Source organism: Azonexus sp., assembly GCF_041909095.1.
In the GTDB taxonomy this organism is placed as follows: Bacteria; Pseudomonadota; Gammaproteobacteria; order Burkholderiales; family Rhodocyclaceae; genus Azonexus.
In genome coordinates, this window is record NZ_JAYREB010000001.1 from 1,018,356 (window position 1) to 1,038,327 (window position 19,972).

The following is a 19,972-nucleotide window of genomic DNA, read 5'->3' on the forward strand; positions in this document are numbered from 1 at the left end:
CACATGAAACCGCGCAGACTCCTGCTGGCGCTCCTCTTTTGCCTTGCCGGGAGCCTGCCGGCGAGTGCCGCACCGGAGCGGGTCAGGGTGGTCAGCGACGAGAATTTCCCACCCTACATCTTTCTCGGTGCCGACGGGGCGCCGGAGGGCTATCTGGTCGATCTCTGGAAACTCTGGGAAAAGCAGACGGGGATCCGCGTCGAACTGACGGCGACGGCCTGGGCCGAGGCGCAGGCGATGATCGGTCGCGGCGAGGCCGACGTCATCGAGGCGATCTACCGGACACCGGCGCGCGAGGGCAGCTACGAGTTTTCCCAGCCGTATTCGACCCAGCACATCTACATTTTTGCCGATCGTTCGATCAGCGGCATTAGCGGGCCGAACACGCTGAAAGGTTTCCAGATCGGCGTTGAACAGGGCGACGCCTGCATCGAGATGCTGGAGCGCCAGGGAATCACCAGCCTGCAGCGCTATCGTGACTATTCGCAGATGATCCAGGCGGCGATTGACCAGGAGGTCAAGCTGTTCTGCCTTGACGAGGTGCCGGCCAATTTCTATCTCTACCGGATGCACGCGCAGGAGCGTTTCCGGAAGACCTTCCAGCTCTACAGCGGACAGATGCATCGGGCGGTGCGCAAGGGCGACGGCGAACTGCTGGCGGTGGTCGAGGCCGGCATGGCGGCGATCGACCCGGCCGATGTCGAAGCCCTGCACAAGAAATGGATGGGGCAGCCGCTGGTGCTGGCGCCGTATGCGGGCTATTTCGGCATCGCCATCGCCGTCCTGCTGCTCCTTGGCGGATTGCTCGTGCTCTGGGTTCGTACCTTGCGGCGTCAGGTGCGGCAACGCACTGTCGAACTGGACATGCGGCGCGTCCAGCTGGCAACGCTGGTCGATACGATTCCCGATCTGGTCTGGCTGAAGGACGCCAAAGGCGTTTATCTCGCGTGCAACCGGCGCTTCGAAAAGCTGTATGGACATCCCGAATCGGCGATCGTCGATCGTACCGATTACGACTTCGTCGATCGCGAGACCGCCGATTTTTTCCGGGCCCAGGACCAGAAGGCGATCGCTGCCGGCGGTCCGTTGAGCAACGAGGAATGGCTGACCTTTGCCGATGGCGGCGAGCGCTTGCTGTTTGAAACGATCAAGACGCCGATGCTCGACAGCGACGGCAAGCTCATCGGCGTGCTCAGCATTTCCCGCGAGATCACCGCTCGCCGGCAGGCCGAGGATGCGCTGCGGGCGAGCGAGGAAAAGCTGCGCATCGCCCAGTCGAGCGCCGCGCTCGGCATCTGGGAGGTCAATCTGCTGACCGGCGTGACTTACTGGTCGCCGGAGGTCGAAGCGATGTACGGCCTCGCCATCGGCAGTTTCGACGGCCGTCAGGCAAACTGGCTGGCGCGCGTACACCCCGACGATCGTTCCGCGGTGCTGCAGGCGGTGGGCGAGTACATGCAGCGTGATGACGCCTTCGATCTCGCTTTCCGTATCGTCCGGCCGGATGGCGAGCTGCGCTGGATCGCCTCGCGCGGGCAGGTGCATCGTGCCGCGCAAGGGGCGGCGGAGCGCATTGTCGGCGTCAACTTCGATATCACCGAGAAAAAGCGGACCGAAGAGGAACTGCAGCACTATCGGGATCAACTCGAGGAACTGGTCGACGAACGGACCCGCCAGCTGGCGCAGGCGCGCGACGCCGCTGAGGCGGCCAATCGGGCGAAGAGCGCCTTCCTGGCCAATATGAGCCACGAGATCCGGACACCGATGAATGCCATCATCGGCATGTCGCATGTGCTGCGGCAGAAGCTCGAGGCGCCGGAACTGCTCGACAAGCTGTCGCGCATCACCAGCTCGGCCGATCACCTGCTCGGCATCATCAATGACCTGCTCGATTTCTCGAAGATCGAGGCCGGCCGTCTGCAACTCGAGGTGCAGCCGCTGCATCCCCTGCAGGTACTCGACAACGTGGTGTCGATGATCACCGAGCAGGCGCAGGTCAAGGGACTGGAAGTGAACTACCGCTGCGCGGATTTCCCGGAAACCCTGCGCGGCGACGCCGGGCGCCTGATCCAGGCGCTGTTGAATCTGGCTGGCAACGCCGTCAAGTTCACTCGCGAGGGCGAGGTCGAATTGCTGGTCGAGCGCGTGGCGGAAGACGCCGAGGCCGTTCTGGTACGGTTTTCGGTCAGAGATACCGGCATCGGCATCCCCCCGGAAATCATCGACAAACTGTTTTCACCGTTCCAGCAGGCGGATGATTCGACCGCCCGACGTTACGGTGGCACCGGTCTGGGCCTGGCGATCACCCGCCGGCTGGCCCGGCTGATGGGGGGGGACGCCGGTGTCGAGAGCGAGCCGGGGCAGGGCAGCCGTTTCTGGTTCACCGCCCGTCTGCAGCGCGAAACGGGCGGCGGCAATGCATTGCTGGTGCGGCCACGGGGCGAGCAACCTGAACGCCTGCTGCAGGATTCCTTTGCCGCTTCGCGCATCCTGCTGGTCGAGGACGATCCGATCAATCAGGAAGTGGCGGCGGAGTTGCTCGAAAACGTCGGGCTGATCGTCGAGCTGGCGGCTGACGGCCAGATGGCAGTGGACAAGGTCAGCCAGGCGACGCACCCCTTTGCGCTGATCCTGATGGATCTGCAGATGCCGAAACTTGGCGGGCTGGAGGCGATGGCGAAACTGCGCGAGCTGCCGGGCTTTGCGACGCCGGTGATCGCCATGACGGCAAATGCCTTCGCCGAGGATCAGGCGCGCTGCCGCGCCGCCGGCATGGTCGATTTCATCGCCAAGCCGGTCGATCCCATCCTGCTCTACGAAACCCTGCTCGAATGGCTGCGCCGCGGGCGGCAGGCCGGCTGATCAGCCGGCGGCCTTCTTCTTCGCAGGTGCCTTGGCCGACGGTGCTTTTTTCTCGAACTCGAAACCGACCTTGCCTTCGTTGACCACCAGATAGGCGGAAAACTTGCGCTTCGTCCGGTTGGAAACGAATTCCTTGAGCAGGTCGGTCTTGCCGGTTTCCAGCATCTTCCTCATCTGCACCGGTTCGACCGGTTGCTGCAGGATGATCTTGCCGGAGCGGAAATCGCAGGATTTGTCCGGGCCGACCGATTTTTCGCAGACGTAGGAGGTGCCGTGGTCGTAGACCTTGGCCGCGCACTTCGGGCATTTGCCCAGGCTTTCCTGGCCCGAGAAATCGACCGGTTCGGCGCTGGCTTCGTCGGCCTTGTCCTGACCGAAATCGAATTCCGGCAGGTGTTCGGCGTTGAGCTTGATCGCCGCCGCGAAGCTGCGCCCCATCTTGTTGCGGAAGCCGGTCAGCGGACCGACCTGACCTGCGGTGAGCAAGGTTTCGACTTCGGCCAGTTCATACTGGCGGCCGGCAACGATCTTCCACAGCGAATAATCGCAACCGCTGCACTGGAATTTCTTGTAGGTCTCGCGGATGACGCCGCCGCATTTCGGGCAGGGCGCCTTCAGAACGCCGAAATCGCCGGGGATGGTGTCGCTGTCGTAGGACTTGGCGCGCTCGACGATATGGCGGGTCATCTCGGCGATCTCGCGCATGAATTCGTCGCGGGTGAACTCGCCCTTTTCAATGCGGCCGAGCTTCCACTCCCAGTCGCCGGTCAGTTCCGGCTGGGTCAGTTCTTCGACGCCGAGGCCGTTCAAGAGCGTCATCAGGTTGAAGGCCTTGGCGGTCGGAATCAGCTCCCGGCCTTCGCGCAGCATGTACTGCTCGCCGATCAGGTTTTCGATGATCTGGGCGCGTGTCGCTGGGGTGCCGAGGCCGCGGCCGGCCATCGCCGCCTTCAGTTCCTCGTCGTCGACCATCTTGCCGGCGCCTTCCATGGCCGACAGCAGGGTGGCTTCCGAGTAGCGCGGCGGTGGCTTGGTGGCGTTGGCCTTGACTGTGACTTCCTCGGTCTTGACCTTTTCGTCCTTGTCGACCGCGACCAGGTTGCCTTCGTCGCCGCTCTGGCCTTCCTTGCCATGCACGGCGAGCCAGCCCGGATTGACCAGGACCTTGCCTTCGGTCTTGAAGGGATGGCCTTCGACGCGGGTGATGCGGGTGGTGACCAGGTATTCGGCGGCCGGGAAGAAGACCGACAGGAAGCGGCGGACGACGAAGTCGTAGAGCTTCTGCTCGGCTTCGTTGAGGTTCTTCGGTGCTTGCGGCGTGGGGATGATGGCGAAGTGATCGCTCACCTTCGCGTTGTTGAAGATGCGCTTGTTCGGGATCACCCAGTTGCGCGCCAGGACCTGGTGCGCGAATGGCGCGTAGCGGGCGAGCAGGACTTCGTCGTGGCCCTTGCCGGCACCTTCGCCGGTGAGCACGCGCATCGTTTCCTTGACCGTGGCCAGGTAGTCCTCGGGCAGGCAGCGCGAGTCGGTCCGCGGGTAGGTCAGCACCTTGTGCTTTTCGTAGAGCGCCTGGGCCAGGCCGAGCGTGGTCTTGGCCGAGAAGCCGAAGCGGCTGTTGGCCTCGCGCTGCAGGCTGGTCAGGTCGAAGAGCAGGGGCGACAGGCGGGTTTCCGGCTTGGCTTCCTCGCTGACGATGCCTGGTTTGCCCGAGGTCGCCGCCTTGATTGCTTCGGCGCGAGCAACTTCCCAGAGTCGATCGGCACGGGCGTGCTCGTCGTCCTGCTTGCCCTTGAAGCCCTCGTCGAACCATTTGCCGGTGTAGCCGCCAGCCTTGGCGGTGAACTCGGCCTCGACTTCCCAGTAGTCGCGCGGAACGAAGTCGCGGATCTTGCGCTCGCGCTCGACGACGATCGCCAGCGTCGGCGTCTGCACGCGACCGACCGTGGTCAGGTGGAAACCGCCGGTCTTCGAGTTGAAGGCGGTCATCGCCCGGGTGCCGTTGATGCCGACCAGCCAGTCGGATTCGGAGCGGCATACGGCGGCGTCGGCCAGGCCCTGCATTTCGCTGCCCGGGCGGAGGCGCGCGAAGCCGTCGCGGATCGCTTGCGGCGTCATCGACTGCAGCCACAGCCGCTGCACCGGCTTGCCGGCCTTGGCGTGCTGGGCGATGTAATTGAAGATCAGCTCACCCTCGCGCCCCGCGTCACAGGCGTTGATCAGGGCGGTCACATCCTTGCGCTTGATCAGCTTGTTGAGGACGCGCAGTCGCGGTGCGCTCTTCTCGATCGGGTTCAGCGCGAAATGCGGCGGGATCACCGGCAGGTGGGCAAACGACCACTTGCCGCGCTTGACCTCGAATTCTTCCGGACAGGCCAGTTCGAGCAAATGGCCGACGGCCGACGAGACGACGTATTCGTCGTTTTCGAAGTATTCGTCGTGCTTGGTGAAACCACCGAGCGCCTTGGCGATGTCGCTGGCGACGGAGGGTTTCTCGGCGATGATCAGTTTTTTGCTCATGGGGTCTGCCTGTCAGGTGCCGGGCATGATAAGTGGGCGCCCGACGGATTGGCAAGGGCGGATATGTATTGGTGGCGGATCAGTCAATCCGCTGCCAGCGGTTGCCCGGCAGAACGCCGATGCGCCCGGCCAGCTCCAGGGTCAGCAGTTCGCCTTGCAAGGTGTTGGCGGGCATGCCGCTGCGCTCGACCAGTTCGTCGAAGCTGCAGGGATCGTGACCGATCAGGATCAGCAGCGCCGGTTCCGCCTCGTCAGGGGGCGATGCGGCGTTTGTGCCGGACGAGGTAGCGAGTTCCTCAAGGATGTCGCCGGCGGCTTCCACCAGCTTGGCGCCGTCGCGGATCAGGCGGTGACAGCCGCGCGACTGCGGGGCGTGGATCGAGCCCGGGATGGCGAAAACCTCGCGTCCCTGCTCGCCGGCCAGGCGGGCGGTGATCAGCGAGCCGCTCTCGACGGCGGCTTCGACGACCAGGACGCCGAGCGATAGGCCGGCGATGATGCGGTTGCGGCGGGGAAAATTGGCGGCTAGCGGCGGTGTTCCGAGCGGGAACTCGGAAACGATGGCGCCTTTCTCGGCGATGGCCAGCGCCAGTTCGTGATTTCTTGCCGGGTAGACCCGGTCTGCCCCGGTGCCGATGACGGCGATGGTGCTACCTCCCGCGCTCAGTGCGCCACGGTGGGCGGCGGTGTCGATGCCCAGGGCCAGTCCGCTGACGATGCATAGAGCGTTTTCCGCCAGCCTTGCAGCAAATTGCGTCGCGTTGCGCAGCCCCTGCGGGGTTGCATTACGGCTGCCGACGATGCCCAGGGCGGGGCGCTGGAGTAGCGAAGGATCGCCGCGCACGAAGAGCAGCGTTGGCGGATCGGCAATGTTGAGCAGTTGGCGGGGGTAGCCGGCGTCGGCCAGGGTCAGGATGTGCTGGTTCGCTTGTCCGGCCCAGTCGAGGTGGCGTTCGACCGCATCACTGAGCGGGAAGTCGAGGAGCAGGTCGGCCTTGTTGCCGATGACGCTGCGCAGGCTGCTCGGGCTGGCGGCGAAGATGGCGGTGGGTAAACCGAAAGCGGCGAGAAGCTTGCGTTGCGTCTCGCCGCCAATGCCCGGAACCAGGGTCAGCCGCAGCCAGGCGGCCAGTCCCTGAGGGTCGATCACGGATTGCGGGCTGCGTCGCCGACGATCACCGACTTCGAGGATTCGATGACCAGCGCGTAGGCGACACGATCGAAAGTGCGGAACACGAAGGCCAGGCCATAGCGCTCTTCGGGAATCGTGGTTTCCTCGCGCTTGATGTCAGCGTCCAGGTGCAAGGCGGTACGTTTGCGATACAGGGCAACGACATGACCGTGTTCGATACCGTCGGCTTCGCCGCGGTTGAGCGTGATCACCGAACCGGCGCCACCTTCGTTGACGGCACCGTAGATCGACATGATCTGGGCGCGTACTTCGACTTCCGGCGGATGCGGCACGTAGGCGACGATATTCTGCTCGGGCGCCGGCTTCAGCCAGTCGCCGCGGGTGACCTCTTCCTTGGCCATGGTGATGCGTACCGTTGCCGGCTCGCCGGGGCGGACCAGGCTTGCGTTACCGAGGAAGAAGGCTTCATGGGCGACGACCTTGCCGGTTTCCGGATCGGTCAGCGGCTTGCCCGGACGGAAAACGTGCCATCTTTCGATGCTGGTGTCGGGAATGCCGCTGACGTAGGCGGTGTCACCGTTGCCGAGAACGACGCGGTCTTCTTCGGTGGCGACGATGCGGGCAGCGCCCTTTTCGTCCTCTTCCGAGAGGATCAGCGGTTGCGAAATGAAGGGCTCGATGGCATTTGCCGGGATGCTGGAAATGTTGCCGGTGGCCGGGCTTTCATAAACCTTCGGCTGGAGGCGGCCGGAAAGCGGTTTGCCCAGGCGCAGCCGGGGATTGCCATCGGACATGTCGAGCCAGACGATGTCGCCGGGATAGATCAGGTGCGGGTTCTTGATCTGGTCCTTGTTGAGGCGCCAGATTTCCGGCCAGCGCCAGGGTTTTTTCAGGAATTTTCCGGAAATGTGCCAGAGCGTGTCGCCCTTGACGACGACATGGCGATCTGGCGGATTGGCAACCAGTTCCAACGGCTCGGCGGCCGTGGCACAGATGGCGGTTACAGCCAGGATCAGCGCGGATATAATGCGAAACATGGGTAATCCCTCACGTACCGGTGGAACGCGCAGCAGATTTGTTGGTCCTACCGGCGTCTGCAATTCGCGTTCATATCTCGAGAATTGCTTTAGATTCTGCATGTAATCCTCTAAGCAAGCAAGCATTTTCACCCTCTTTTCTATGGCACTCTTACCCATTTTGCGTTTTCCCGATGTCCGCTTGCGTAAAGTCGCAACGCCGGTCACGAAAATTGACGATCGCATTCGCCGACTTGCTGCCGACATGGCGGAGACCATGTATGAAGCACCGGGCATTGGCCTCGCTGCGACGCAGGTCGATGTGCATAAGCGGCTGGTAGTGATCGACGTTTCCGAAGACAAGAGCCAGCTGCGCGTTTTCGTCAATCCCGAGATCGAAAGCGTGGAAGGTCTCGCGCTGGGCGAGGAGGGCTGTCTTTCGGTTCCCGGGATTTACGACAAGGTCGAACGGGCCGAGCGGGTGCGTGTCCGCTACCTGGACCTTGACGGCAACGCCCAGGTGCTGAGCGCGGAAGGACTGCTCGCGGTGTGCATCCAGCACGAGATCGATCATCTCGACGGCAAGGTTTTTGTCGATCATCTTTCCCAACTCAAGCAGACGCGGATCAAGAGCAAGCTTGCCAAACAGGCGCGCGTCACCGCATGAAGCTGATTTTCGCGGGAACGCCGGAGTTCGCGGCACAGGCGCTGCAGGCAATCGTTGACGCCGGGCACGAGGTGATGCTGGTCCTGACCCAGCCCGACCGGCCTGCCGGCCGTGGCATGGCCTTGCAGCCGTCGGCGGTGAAGCGGGTGGCGCTGGCGCATGGCATTGAGGTCTTCCAGCCGGCAACGCTGCGCGATGCCGATGCCCAGGCCCGGCTGGCGGCATGTGCCGCGGAAGCGATGGTCGTCGCCGCCTACGGCTTGATCCTGCCGCAGGCGGTGCTTGATTTGCCGCGCCACGGTTGCCTCAACATCCATGCCTCGCTGCTGCCGCGCTGGCGCGGCGCGGCGCCGATCCAGCGCGCCCTGCTGGCGGGCGATGCACAGACCGGCGTCTGCATCATGCAGATGGAAGCCGGCCTGGATACCGGCCCGGTCCTGCTGCGTGAAGCCTTGCCGATCGCCGGCGATGACACGACGGCAAGCCTGCACGACAAGCTGGCCGACTGCGGCGCCCGCCTGATCGTCGAGGCGCTGTCCCGGCTGCCCCTGCCGGCGATGGCGCAGCCGGAAGAAGGCGTTACTTACGCGCACAAGATCGAAAAGGCGGAGGCCGCGATCGACTGGACGAAGTCGGCGGCCGAACTGGATCGCCACCTGCGCGCCTTCAATCCCTTTCCCGGGGCCCAGGCCCAGCTCGCCGGGCAGACCGTCAAGCTGTGGGCGGCCAGCCCTTGCGCCGGCAACGGCCGTCCCGGCGAAATCCTGGCGATCGACCGCCAGACCCTGGTCGTCGCCTGTGGCGAGGGTGCATTGGCGATCCGGGAGCTGCAGAAGGCCGGCGGCAAGCGTCTGCCGGTACAGCAATTCCTGGCCGGCAATCCGCTGCGTGTAGGCGATTTGTTTACTGCTGCCGGCTGAATTCCAGCGGCGTTCCATGTGAAACCCGCTGGCGGTAGATGGCGTCGAGCCGGCCGGCAAGTCGCCAGCCGGCTTCGCTGATCCGTCGCTCGGCAATCTTTCGGGCCCGCGCCTGATAGGTGGCATCGACCAGCAGTGCCACGCTGCCGGCGTTCTCCGGGTAGAGCGAAGGCAGCAGGGCGCGGCTTTCGCGTAACCAAAGCGCCTCGTTGCCCTGTTGCGGTGGCGCCTGCTCGGCGAGCAGGGCACCGGCTTTTTGCCACAGGCGTTTGCCGCGCAGTCCCGACTTGCCGGGCAGGTCATCCCACCAGGTGTGCAGGCTGACGAAGGGCCGACGTGCGTCAGCAGGGTCTTCCACCAGCAAGCTGTTGCCGCCGTGGTCTGCGGGGTAGCCGACATGGAAGGGTTGGTGCAGGTCGGCCACCAGATGCGCCAGCCAGGGCAGGGCCCAGGCGATTCTTGCCGCATCCTGCGCAGTTTTCAGGGTCTCGCTCAAGGTGCTGATCTGGCGGTCGAGTTGCCCGCGGCCACGTTTTCCCCGGCGATCGAAATCGACGTAATGCCAGTTGCTGTGCCGCTGCATGTCGGGAAAGCCCGGCAGCGGCGAGGCGGCTGTCTCCTCGGTAAAGCGCGGATCATGGCGGATGCTGTCGGGCCAGGTGCTGGCCTCGGCAAAGATCAGCGCGCTGTCGTCGGCGCCGGCCTTTTCCCGCCAGCGGCCGTGGTCTGGGTGGTGGCGCAGCGCTGTGTCGACGAAGGCGCGGGTTTCCGGTGCCATTTCTTGCCAGGCGATGATGGCGCTCAGGCGGTGGCCGGCGGCATTCCAGGCCAGCGCATCGGCACTGGCGAGAACGGAGAACAGGAAGATGAGCAAAGGACGCATGCCGGAATTATGCCCCGTGCGATAATCCGGGCCATGTCACGGTTGCCTTTCAATTCACTGGCCTACGCCTTGCGTCAGGCTGCCCGCATCGACGCCGCGGTTTTTGCCGGCCAGAGTCTCGCCGACAACCTGCTTGGGCGGGTTGAGGCGGTGGCGCGCCCGGCGGTGCAGGACTTGGTTTACGGCAGCCTGCGCGCCTACGGCCGGGGGGATTTCTTCCTTGCCCGCCTGCTTGAGCGTCCGCTGGCGGTGGAAGAAGTGCGGGCCTTGTTGCTGGTTGCCCTCTACCGGCTCGAAACCCGGCCGGAGGCGGTGCATACCGTTGTTGACCAGGCGGTTTCGGCGGCCGGCGAAATCGCCCATGGCAAGTTCCGCGCCCTGGTCAACGGCGTGTTGCGCAGTTTCCTGCGCCAGCGGGTGGCGCTGGAAGCGGCCTTGCAGGCCGATCCGGTGGCTCCGACCCAGCACCCGGCATGGTGGTTGCAGGAACTGCAGGCGGCCTGGCCGGAACAATGGCCGGCCATCGTCGCTGCCGGCAACCTGGCACCACCGATGGCGCTGCGGGTCAATCGCCGGCGTTGCAGCCGTGCCGACTACCAGGCGCAACTGGCGGCGGCCGGAATTGCTGCCAGTCCGCTCGGCGACGATGGACTGACGCTGGCGCAGCCCGTGCCGGTCGATCGCCTGCCCGGATTTTTTGATGGCCTGGTCTCGGTCCAGGATCCCGGTGCCCAGCGTGCCGCCGAACTGCTGGCGCCGGCGCCGGGCAGCCGGGTGCTCGATGCCTGTGCCGCACCCGGCGGCAAGACGGCGCACTTGCTGGAACGCGCCGATCTCGACCTGCTGGCGCTTGATCTCAAGCCGGCCCGTTGCCGCCGCATCGAGGATGGTCTGGGCCGTCTGCACCTGTCGGCGAAGGTGGTCGCGGCCGATTGCACGCAGCTCGAGCAATGGTGGGACGGCCTTCCCTTCGATGCGGTGCTGGCCGACGTGCCCTGTACCGCCAGCGGTGTCGTGCGGCGCAACCCGGACGCCAAGTGGTTGCGGCGCCCGGAGGATATCGCCAGCTTTGCCGCGACCCAGTCGCGCATCCTCGATGCCCTGTGGCAGGTGCTCAGGCCGGGCGGTAAACTGCTCTATGCGACCTGCTCGGTCTTCCCCCGGGAAAATCAGCGGCAGATCAGGGGCTTCCTCGCTCGCCAGCCGGCAGCGGGGATCATTCACGAAGAACAGATACTTCCCGATGCGGAGCGCGATGGCTTTTTCTACTGCCTGCTCGAAAAGCGTTCTTGAACGCTGCCGTGCCTGGCTGCTACTGCTGTTTTTCCTGCCGGTATTCGGCTGGGCGGCGGATATCGAGGTGCGCGAGCAGCGCCTTACGGCGGGCGACGACGCCTACGTGCTGGCGGCCGATTTCCGGTTCGAACTCAATCCTCGCCTGGAGGAAGCGGTCAATCGCGGCGTCGTGCTCTATTTCGTCGCCGAGTTCGAACTCGCCCGCGAGCGCTGGTACTGGTTCGACCAGAAGCTGGTCAGCAAGCAGCAGACCTACCGCCTCTCCTACCACGCGTTGACCCGGCAATATCGCTTGAGCACCGGTGGCCTGCACCAATCCTTCGCGACGCTGGGCGAGGCCTTGGTCATGCTGCGCCGTTTGCGCAACTGGCAGGTGATCGAGCGCAATGACCCGGTGGCGGTTCCCGGCAGCACCTACCAGGCGGCCTTGCGCCTGCGGCTGGACATTGCCCAGTTGCCGCGTCCTTTCCAGATCAGCGCGCTCGGCAGCAGGGACTGGAATCTCGAGTCGGACTGGAAGATCTGGTCGGCGACCCTGCCGCCCCCGCTTGCCCCCGCGCCCGTACCTGCGCCCGTGCCGGAGGATAAGTGAAGCGACTCCTTGCAGCTGCCGGGGCACTGGCTGCCGCCATCGGCGGCATTCTCTGGTTTCTGTTGCTGATGGCGACGGAGGCCGACACCGTCGTCTTCTCGCGCAACTACCCGCTGCTGGTCGGGCTCAATGTCGTCCTGGCGTTGGCCATGCTGGCGCTGGTTGGCTGGCAGTTGAGCACCTTGTGGCGCGATTACCGGGCGCAGGTCTTCGGCGCCCGCCTCAAGCTGCGCCTGATGCTGATGTTCGGCGTCATCGCGGTGCTGCCGGGAGCGCTGGTTTATGGCGTTTCGGTGCAGTTCGTGACCCGCTCGATCGAAAGCTGGTTCGACGTGCGCGTCGAGAAGGCACTGGAATCCGGCCTGCAGCTGGGGCGCTCTTCCCTCGAGTCGCTGCTCGAAGAGCTCACCCAGCGCAGCCACGACATGGCCGACGAACTGTCGGTGGTGCCGGAGACCGCGCAGCGTTCGGCGTTGTTCCGCCTGCGCGAGGAGCGGGGGGTTCATACGGCGGCGCTTTTCTCCCTCGGCGGCCAGTTGCTGTCCAGCGCCACCGGCGATCTTGGTAATCAGCTACCCAATCCACCGAGTCAGGCCCAGTTGCGCCAGGCCCGCGCAGCGCAGGGCCTGAGCGGGATCGAGGGGGAGAACGAGCGGATGTTCATGCGCGTGCTGCTGCCGGTGACTTCGCTTGAACTCTTTGCCGAGCCGCGCATCCTGCAGGTGACTCAACTGGTGCCGGCTACCCTGGCGCTCGATGCCGAGGCGGTTCAGGAGGTCTACCGCGACTATCAGGAACTGCAGCTGGCACGTCAGGGGCTGACCGGGATCTACGCGCTGACCCTGACCCTGACCGTGCTCGTCGCACTGTTCAGCGCCTTTGCGCTGGCCTTCTGGATGGCCCGCCGCCTGGTGGCGCCGATGCACATTCTGGCCGAGGGGACGCAGGCAGTGGCGCAGGGCGACTTTTCGCAGCGTCAGGCGATCTACAGTGGTGACGAACTCGGCGTGCTGACCCAGTCCTTCAACCGGATGACCCGGCAACTGGCCGATGTCCGTCGCGAAAACGACCGCCACCGGGCTTATCTGGAATCGATCCTGGCCAACCTCTCGGCCGGGGTCCTGGTTTTCGACCGCGACTTCCTGTTGCGTACGGTCAATGGCGGTGCGGCCAATATCCTCGATGACGAATTTGCCGGCCTGATCGGCCTGGCGCCAGCAGACTGGCCGCGTCAGCAGGTTCTCGCCGCCTTCATCGACCAGCATTTTGCCGGCACCGATGAGCCGGAGTGGCGGGCGCAACTGGAAATCGAGCGGCCGAACAGTGCGCCGCAGGTGCTGTTGCTGCGCGCCTCGCGCCTGCCGGAAAGCAGCGGCGGTGGCGATGTTGTCGTCTTCGACGACGTCACCAACCTGATCGCCGCCCAGCGCACCGCCGCCTGGGGCGAAGTGGCGCGGCGGCTGGCGCACGAGATCAAGAATCCGCTGACGCCGATCCAGCTCTCCGCCGAACGCCTGCAGTTCAAGCTGGCCGACCGTCTGAGCAACGGCGACGCCGAGATGCTCTCACGCGGCACACAGACGATCATTGCCCAGGTGCAGGCGATGAAGCGCATGGTCGACGATTTCCGCGATTACGCGCGCAAGCCGGTGCTGGAAGTCGCACCGCTCGACCTCAACGCCCTGCTACGCGAGGTGCTCGGGCTGTACGAAAGCTCATCGGTGCATTTCGACAGCCGGCTGGGCGAGGATTTGCCGCCAGTGTGCGGTGATGCGACCCAGTTGCGGCAGATCATCCACAACCTGCTGCGCAACGCCGAGGACGCGCTCGAGGGGCGCGCCGACGGCCGCGTCGACATCGTTACCGAACAGGTCGGGCGCTGCCTGCGCCTGAGCATTACCGACAACGGTCCGGGTTTTCCGGTCGAGTTGCTGCCGCGCATCTTCGAACCCTATGTGACGACCAAGGCCCGGGGCACCGGGCTCGGTCTGCCCATCGTCAGGAAGATCGTCGATGAGCATCAAGGTAGTATAGAAATCAGCAATGCGCCGGCCGGTGGTGCGCGGATCGACATCCGCCTGCCGCTGGTACGGGACAAGGAGGCCAAGCATGGCAATCATTCTGGTCGTTGATGACGAAGTCGGCATCCGCGAACTGCTTTCCGAAATTCTCATCGACGAGGGCTACGACGTGCGCCTCGCCGAGAACGCCACGGCGGCGCGTCGCGTGCGCCACGAACTGCGCCCGGACCTGGTGCTGCTCGACATCTGGATGCCCGACACCGACGGCATCTCGCTGCTCAAGGAGTGGCATGCCGGCGGTCACCTCAACATGCCGGTGGTGATGATGTCCGGCCACGGGACGATCGATACTGCGGTCGAGGCGACGCGCTTTGGCGCCTTCGACTTCCTGGAAAAGCCGATCGCCCTGCAGAAGCTGCTCGGCAGCGTGCAGAAGGCACTCAAGCACGATGCGCCGCCGGCGCGCCCGCCGCTGACCCTGGAAGCCTTTTCCCGCCTGCCCTTCGTCAAGGAGTTCCGCCGCCGCCTGGAGCAGGCAGCGGCCAAGGCTTCGGTCGTGCTGATCAAGGGTGCCACCGCCGGCATGGCGGAGATTGCCGCACGCACGCTGCTGGCGCCGCGCGCGCCCTGGCTCGATCTGTCGACGACGAGCAGCGCGCTGAGCCAGGAAGTGCTGGAAAAGACCAGCGGCGGCATTCTCTTCGTTCCCGATCTCGCCGCACTGGGCAAGATGCAGCAGATGAACCTGGCCTTTGCCGTCGACCGCGCCGACAAGCTCAACCTGCAGTTGATCGCCGCCAGTACCACACCGCTTTCCGTGCTTGCCGAGCATGGCTGGGACAGCAAGCTGATCGCCCGCTTGGGCGAGATCTGGGTGGCCTTGCCGGCGCTCGCCGGTCATGTCGACGATCTGCCGGAAATCGCCAGCCTGCTGCTCGGCAACTTCGTCGAGCGTGGTGAAGTGCCGCACCGGCGTTTCTCGACGGCAGCGCTCAATGCGCTGCGCACGCTGCCCTGGAAGCGCCATGCCGATGCCAGCTGGAATGTCCTCTACGGACTGGTGCGCAATCTGGCGCTGACGGCGCTCGACGACGAAATCGACGCCGACGACGTGGCCCGGGTGATGCCCGAGCAGGAGGAGGACACCGGCGCCGCGCTGTCCTTCCTGCCGCTCTTCGAGCAGCCGCTGCGCGAGGCGCGCGACGCCTTCGAGAAACTCTACTTCGAACACCACCTGCGCCAGGAGGGCGGCAACATGACCCGGCTGGCGGAGCGTTCCGGGCTCGAACGCACGCACCTCTACCGCAAGCTGAAGCAGCTCGACATCCGGCTCGGCAAACGCAACGACGAATAAGAACGAGGGAGGGGGCATGAAGATCGTCATTCTCGGCGCCGGCCAGGTCGGTGCCAGCGTTGCTGAAGGCCTGGTCTCGGAAGAGAACGACATCACCATCGTCGACCAGGACCCGCAGCGTCTAGCCCAGTTGCAGGATCGCCTCGACCTGCGCACCGTCGTTGGCGATGCGGCAACACCGTCGGTGCTGCGCAGCGCCGGGGCCGAGGATGCCGACATGGTGATCGCCGTTACCCAGAGCGACCAGTCCAATCTGGTCGCCTGCAAGCTGGCGCATTCCGTGTTCAACATCCCGACCCGCATCGCCCGCCTGCGTTCGCGCGATTTCCTGGAAGACGAGGTGCTGCTTTCGGACGACAACTTCGCGGTCGATTTCGCGCTCTGCCCGGAACAGGTGATCACCGACTACATCCGCCGCCTGATCGAGTTTCCGCGCGCCCTGCAGGTGCTCAACTTCGCCCGCGGCCGGGTCTGCCTGGTCGGCGTCCGCGCCTACGACGGCGGGCTGATCGTCGGCAAGCCGATCAAGGCCATGCGCGACCTGCTGCCGCCCGAGATCGACGCCCGCATCGCCGCCATCTTCCGCGACAACCAGCCGGTCTTCCCGGAGGGCGATACCGTCGTCAAAAGCGGCGACGAAGTCTTCCTGCTCGCCGCCACCGAGAACATCCATCCGGTGCTCAACCAGTTGCGGCGCGAAGTCAGCCGGGTCGAGCGGATCATGATCGCCGGCGGTGGCAACATCGGTCTGCGCCTGGCCAAGTCGCTGGAAGGGCATTACGAGGTCAAGCTGATCGAAGGCCGGCGGCCGCGCGCCGAACTGCTCGCCAACGAACTCAACGACACCCTGGTGCTGTGCGGCGACGCCACCGACGAGGAATTGCTGGAACAGGAAAACATCGGCGAGATGGACCTCTTCCTCGCCATGACCAACGACGACGAAGACAACATCATGGCCGGCAGCCTGGCCAAGCGCCTGGGCTGCAAGCGCGTCGTCGCCCTGATCAATCGCCGCGCCTACGCCGAGATGATCGAGGGCGGGCCGATCGACATCGGCATCTCGCCGGCCCAGGTCTCGATCGGCACGCTGCTCGCCTATGTCCGCCAGGGTGACGTCGCCGAAGTCCATTCGCTGCGCCGTGGCGCCGCCGAAGCGCTGGAAATCGTCGCCCACGGCGACCGCAACACCTCCAAGGTGGTCGGTCGCCGCATCGACGAAGTCGAATGGCCGCGCGGCGTCACCGTCGCTGCCCTGGTGCGCAATTTCGAGGAGCCGATCGTCGTCGGTCAGACCGACGACTGGACGGCGATCACCCGCTACGGTGAAGTGGTGATCGCCCACCACGACACGGTGATCGAGCCGGACGACCACGTGATCATCTTCTGCACGCGCAAGAAGCTCGTGAAAAAGGTCGAGAAGCTGTTCCAGGTCGGTTTCCATTTCCTGTGAACCCGCAGCTCATGACCCGTTTCGCCTCCGTCCATCGTGCCCTCGGCATGATCCTGATGCTGTTCGGTCTGGCCCTGCTGGCGCCGCTGGTCGTCTCGCACATCGCCGACGACGGCGCCCAGCGTGCCTACGATCTGGTCTTCCTGCTCACCGAGTTGTGTGGCACCTTCCTCTGGTACCGCTACCGCCATAGCACGCGCGATCTTAGCGTGCGCGACGGCTTCCTGCTGGTGGTCCTGGTGTGGACGGTGTTGCCGGCGTTTTCCGCGCTGCCGTTCATGATCCAGCTCGGCATGAGCCACACCGACGCCTATTTCGAAGCGGTTTCAGCGCTCACCGCGAGCGGCGGTACCGTGATGTCCGGGCTCGACAGCCTGCCGCATTCGATCAACCTCTGGCGCCACCTGATGCAGTGGCTGGGCGGTATGGGGCTGATCGTCCTGGTCGTCGCCATCCTGCCGATGCTCGGCATTGGCGGCCGGCAGATGCTTGCCGCCGAGATACCGGGGCCGATGAAGGACAACCGCCTGACGCCGCGCGTCACCCAGACGGCGAAAGGCCTGTGGCTGATCTACGTGGCGATGACCATCGCCTGCATCCTTGCTTACGCCTGGGCCGGCATGAGCTGGTTCGATGCCTTCTGCCACGCCTTCTCGACCGTTTCGCTCGGCGGCTTCTCGACCCACGATGCCAGTCTGGGCCATTTCGCGTCGCCGACCATCGAATGGATCTGTCTTGCCTTCATGTTTTTCTCCGGGGTCAATTACGCCACGCATTTCCTGGCGCTGACCGGGCGCTCGCTGTTCGTTTATGGTCGCGATCCGGAGGCTGGCTGGTTTGTCGGTATCCTGCTCGCCAGCGGTTTCGTCCTCGCCAATTATTTGTGGAAGGAGGGCAGCATCGCCGACATGGACGAAGCCTTCCGCCTCGCCCTGTTCAACGTTGTTTCGGTGGCCACCACCACCGGCTATTCGACGATCGATTACGGCCAGTGGCCGATGTTCGCCGGCCTCTGGATGCTTTTTCTGTGCAGCTTCTCGACCAGCGCCGGGTCGACCGGCGGCGGCATCAAGATGATGCGCGCCCTGCTGCTCTACAAGCAGGTCTATCGCGAACTGGTGCGGGCAATGCACCCGTCGGCGGTCTACAACGTCCGTCTCGGCGGTGCCACCGCGCCACAGTCAGTGCTGTTCGCGGTGCTCGCCTTTGCCTTCATCTACATGGTCAGCATCGTCACCATGACCCTGACGCTGGCCTTTACGGGGCTCGACATCGTCACCGCCTTCAGCGCCGTTGTCGCCAGCATCAACAACACCGGACCCGGGCTGGGGCTGGTCGGTCCAGCGTCGAATTTTTCCGTCCTTGGTGATTTCCAGACCTGGGTGTGCACCTTTGCGATGTTGCTGGGGCGCTTGGAGATATTTACCTTACTGGTGGTTTTGACGCCGGCGTTCTGGCGGAAGTAGGGGGGCGTGTTGATTGCGGGTTGCTTTGCTGATCCGCTGTTTTCCGCCGCTGACCGGCGGGCGTACTTTCTTCTTGTTTCGCCAAGAAGAAAGTAGCCAAAGAAGAAGGCGACCCTAGGTCGGCGCCCGCTGCGCGGGTGCCCTGCGCTACTCGGCCCTGGCGGGGGCTGCGCAACTCGCCGCTACGCGGCTCAGACAGTGCTCGCCCTTTATCCGCCAGGCCCTGCGTTGCTCGGCGCCTCCCAAGGGGCCCGGCAAACCGATCGCTGCTGAAAGCACAACGCTCTTTCAACCGCAAACCCTCGCATACCGCTGTTTTTCGGGGCCCCCATGTGGAGCGCCGAGCAACGGAGAAGGGCCGGGGGAAGTCGGCGAGCACTGTCTGAGCCGCGCAGCGGCGAGTTGCGCAGCCGCCCGGCCCTTCGAGTAGCGCAGGGGAGTCGGCGTAGCCGACCGCGTAACCTGGGGTGGTTTTTTCTTTGGCTACTTTCTTTTTGCCATCAAAAAGAAAGTACGACCGCGCGTCAGGCGCGGAATCCAGCGGATCAGCAACCAACCTCGCTCACAAGCCAACGGCCAGCATCAAAACCATCAAATCCCTCCACCGCCGTGACCTTCCCCCCGGAAAGCGGGATAATTCCCCCTTTCCAGATTTCAGGCGGAGTACACCGTGAGCCGACCCAAGAACGACACCTTCCTGCGCGCCCTGCTGAAGGAGCCCACCGAATACACCCCGCTCTGGCTGATGCGTCAGGCCGGTCGTTATCTCCCGGAGTATTGCGAGACGCGCAAGCGCGCCGGCAATTTCCTGAATCTGTGCAAGACGCCGTCGCTGGCCTGCGAGGTGACGTTGCAGCCGCTCGCCCGTTACGACCTCGATGCCGCCATCCTGTTTTCCGACATCCTCACCGTGCCCGACGCGATGGGTCTCGGCCTCTATTTCGCTGAGGGCGAGGGGCCGAAGTTCGAACGGCCGCTGCGCGAGGAATGGGCGATCAACGACCTGAGCGCGCCCGATCCTTACGATCACCTTGGCTACGTGATGGATGCGGTCGCGGAAATCCGTCGCGCGCTCGACAACTCGGTGCCGCTGATCGGCTTTTCCGGCAGCCCGTACACGCTTGCCTGCTACATGGTCGAAGGGCAGGGCTCGTCGGACTTCCGGCACATCAAGGGCATGATGTACAGCCGGCCGGACCTGCTGCACAAGATCCTGGCGGTGACCGCCGATGCGGTGACCCAGTACCTGAACGCGCAGATCGATTGCGGCGCCCAGGCGGTGATGATCTTCGACACCTGGGGCGGTTCGCTGTCGGCAGCGGCTTACCAGGAGTTTTCGCTGGCCTACATGCAGCGCATCGTCGCCGGCCTGAAGAAGGAAAAGGACGGCCAGCGCATTCCGAGCATCGTGTTCACCAAGAACGGCGGCCTGTGGCTGGAGAAGATCGCCGCCATCGGCTGCGATGCGGTTGGTCTCGACTGGACGATCGACATCGGCGAAGCCCGTCGCCGTGTTGGCGACCAGGTGACGCTGCAGGGCAACATCGACCCCAACGTGCTGTTCGGCACGCCGGAAACGATCGCCGCCGAAACGCGCAAGGTGCTCGACAGCTTCGGTCCGGGCAACACCGGTCACGTCTTCAACCTCGGCCACGGCATCTCGCAGTACACGCCGCCCGAGAACGTCTCGGTGCTGGTCGAGACGGTCCATGCGCACAGCCGTACGCTGCGTAAGTGAGGACTCATCTCCCCGGGGCGGCTTGACTTATGCACAGAATTCCGCTCCCCGGGGA

At 64.6% G+C, this 19,972-nt stretch carries 14 protein-coding genes; 10 read left to right on the top strand and 4 right to left on the bottom strand.

The window, feature by feature from the left end:
* Positions 1–3 precede the first annotated feature (3 nt).
* On the top strand, positions 4–2,862 hold the full coding sequence (locus ACE3OV_RS04880; protein WP_374325591.1) for an ATP-binding protein: 2,859 nt from the start codon (positions 4–6) through the stop codon (positions 2,860–2,862).
* Here the strand turns inward: ACE3OV_RS04880 and ACE3OV_RS04885 are convergent, their stop codons facing one another.
* The 3 genes from ACE3OV_RS04885 to ACE3OV_RS04895 all read right to left on the bottom strand — a co-directional run bounded on the left by ACE3OV_RS04885 (position 2,863) and on the right by ACE3OV_RS04895 (position 7,551).
* Positions 2,863–5,382 carry a DNA topoisomerase III gene (locus tag ACE3OV_RS04885; protein WP_374325593.1) on the bottom strand — a complete coding sequence of 840 codons (2,520 nt, stop codon included), beginning with the start codon at positions 5,380–5,382 and terminating at the stop codon, positions 2,863–2,865.
* Positions 5,383–5,461: 79 nt separating this feature from the next.
* The gene (gene dprA / locus ACE3OV_RS04890; RefSeq protein ID WP_374325595.1) at positions 5,462–6,532 is read right to left on the bottom strand and encodes a DNA-processing protein DprA; all 1,071 of its coding nucleotides are present in this window, start codon (positions 6,530–6,532) and stop codon (positions 5,462–5,464) included.
* Positions 6,529–7,551 (bottom strand): LysM peptidoglycan-binding domain-containing protein, encoded by a 1,023-nt coding sequence (locus tag ACE3OV_RS04895; protein WP_374325597.1) that lies wholly within the window; start codon positions 7,549–7,551, stop codon positions 6,529–6,531. Before ACE3OV_RS04895 ends, dprA begins: the two co-directional genes overlap by 4 nt.
* A 142-nt stretch (positions 7,552–7,693) precedes the next feature.
* Between ACE3OV_RS04895 and def the strand changes: the two genes are divergently transcribed.
* Both def and fmt read left to right on the top strand, forming a co-directional pair.
* The gene (gene def / locus ACE3OV_RS04900; protein ID WP_374325599.1) at positions 7,694–8,197 is read left to right on the top strand and encodes a peptide deformylase; all 504 of its coding nucleotides are present in this window, start codon (positions 7,694–7,696) and stop codon (positions 8,195–8,197) included.
* Positions 8,194–9,117, top strand: coding sequence for a methionyl-tRNA formyltransferase (gene fmt, locus ACE3OV_RS04905; RefSeq protein ID WP_374325601.1), 924 nt, complete (start codon positions 8,194–8,196; stop codon positions 9,115–9,117). Before def ends, fmt begins: the two co-directional genes overlap by 4 nt.
* On the opposite strand, the gene ACE3OV_RS04910 is transcribed toward fmt, so the two are convergent.
* On the bottom strand, positions 9,101–10,000 hold the full coding sequence (locus ACE3OV_RS04910) for a S1/P1 nuclease (protein WP_374325604.1): 900 nt from the start codon (positions 9,998–10,000) through the stop codon (positions 9,101–9,103). The two genes, fmt and ACE3OV_RS04910, sit on opposite strands and share 17 nt — an antisense overlap.
* Positions 10,001–10,033: 33 nt before the next feature.
* Here ACE3OV_RS04910 and rsmB point away from each other — a divergent pair, with 33 nt between their 5' ends.
* From rsmB to hemE, 7 genes are all read left to right on the top strand, one after another.
* A complete protein-coding gene (gene rsmB / locus ACE3OV_RS04915) occupies positions 10,034–11,293 on the top strand; it encodes a 16S rRNA (cytosine(967)-C(5))-methyltransferase RsmB (protein WP_374325606.1) in 1,260 nt (419 codons plus the stop codon).
* Positions 11,256–11,888 (top strand): DUF4390 domain-containing protein, encoded by a 633-nt coding sequence (locus tag ACE3OV_RS04920; protein WP_374325608.1) that lies wholly within the window; start codon positions 11,256–11,258, stop codon positions 11,886–11,888. Before rsmB ends, ACE3OV_RS04920 begins: the two co-directional genes overlap by 38 nt.
* Positions 11,885–14,020, top strand: a complete 2,136-nt coding sequence (locus tag ACE3OV_RS04925) for an ATP-binding protein (RefSeq protein WP_374325610.1) — start codon at positions 11,885–11,887, stop codon at positions 14,018–14,020. Before ACE3OV_RS04920 ends, ACE3OV_RS04925 begins: the two co-directional genes overlap by 4 nt.
* Positions 13,998–15,263, top strand: coding sequence for a sigma-54-dependent transcriptional regulator (locus ACE3OV_RS04930; protein WP_374325612.1), 1,266 nt, complete (start codon positions 13,998–14,000; stop codon positions 15,261–15,263). Before ACE3OV_RS04925 ends, ACE3OV_RS04930 begins: the two co-directional genes overlap by 23 nt.
* Before the next feature lie 16 nt (positions 15,264–15,279).
* The gene (gene trkA, locus ACE3OV_RS04935) at positions 15,280–16,713 is read left to right on the top strand and encodes a Trk system potassium transporter TrkA (protein ID WP_374325614.1); all 1,434 of its coding nucleotides are present in this window, start codon (positions 15,280–15,282) and stop codon (positions 16,711–16,713) included.
* A gap of 11 nt (positions 16,714–16,724) precedes the next feature.
* Positions 16,725–18,179 carry a TrkH family potassium uptake protein gene (locus ACE3OV_RS04940; protein WP_374325616.1) on the top strand — a complete coding sequence of 485 codons (1,455 nt, stop codon included), beginning with the start codon at positions 16,725–16,727 and terminating at the stop codon, positions 18,177–18,179.
* A gap of 670 nt (positions 18,180–18,849) precedes the next feature.
* Complete coding sequence (gene hemE, locus ACE3OV_RS04945; RefSeq protein WP_374325618.1) at positions 18,850–19,917, top strand: uroporphyrinogen decarboxylase; 1,068 nt, start codon at positions 18,850–18,852, stop codon at positions 19,915–19,917.
* Positions 19,918–19,972 lie beyond the last annotated feature (55 nt).

Bases quoted from the DNA above. Each gene is read 5' to 3' on its own strand.
- ACE3OV_RS04880 (WP_374325591.1), top strand. From the start codon at position 4: ATGAAACCGCGCAGACTCCTGCTGGCGCTCCTCTTTTGCCTTGCCGGG.
- ACE3OV_RS04885 (WP_374325593.1), bottom strand. From the start codon at position 5,382: ATGAGCAAAAAACTGATCATCGCCGAGAAACCCTCCGTCGCCAGCGAC.
- ACE3OV_RS04895 (WP_374325597.1), bottom strand. From the start codon at position 7,551: ATGTTTCGCATTATATCCGCGCTGATCCTGGCTGTAACCGCCATCTGT.
- def (WP_374325599.1), top strand. From the start codon at position 7,694: ATGGCACTCTTACCCATTTTGCGTTTTCCCGATGTCCGCTTGCGTAAA.
- fmt (WP_374325601.1), top strand. From the start codon at position 8,194: ATGAAGCTGATTTTCGCGGGAACGCCGGAGTTCGCGGCACAGGCGCTG.
- ACE3OV_RS04910 (WP_374325604.1), bottom strand. From the start codon at position 10,000: ATGCGTCCTTTGCTCATCTTCCTGTTCTCCGTTCTCGCCAGTGCCGAT.
- rsmB (WP_374325606.1), top strand. From the start codon at position 10,034: ATGTCACGGTTGCCTTTCAATTCACTGGCCTACGCCTTGCGTCAGGCT.
- ACE3OV_RS04920 (WP_374325608.1), top strand. From the start codon at position 11,256: ATGGCTTTTTCTACTGCCTGCTCGAAAAGCGTTCTTGAACGCTGCCGT.
- ACE3OV_RS04930 (WP_374325612.1), top strand. From the start codon at position 13,998: ATGGCAATCATTCTGGTCGTTGATGACGAAGTCGGCATCCGCGAACTG.
- trkA (WP_374325614.1), top strand. From the start codon at position 15,280: ATGAAGATCGTCATTCTCGGCGCCGGCCAGGTCGGTGCCAGCGTTGCT.
- ACE3OV_RS04940 (WP_374325616.1), top strand. From the start codon at position 16,725: ATGACCCGTTTCGCCTCCGTCCATCGTGCCCTCGGCATGATCCTGATG.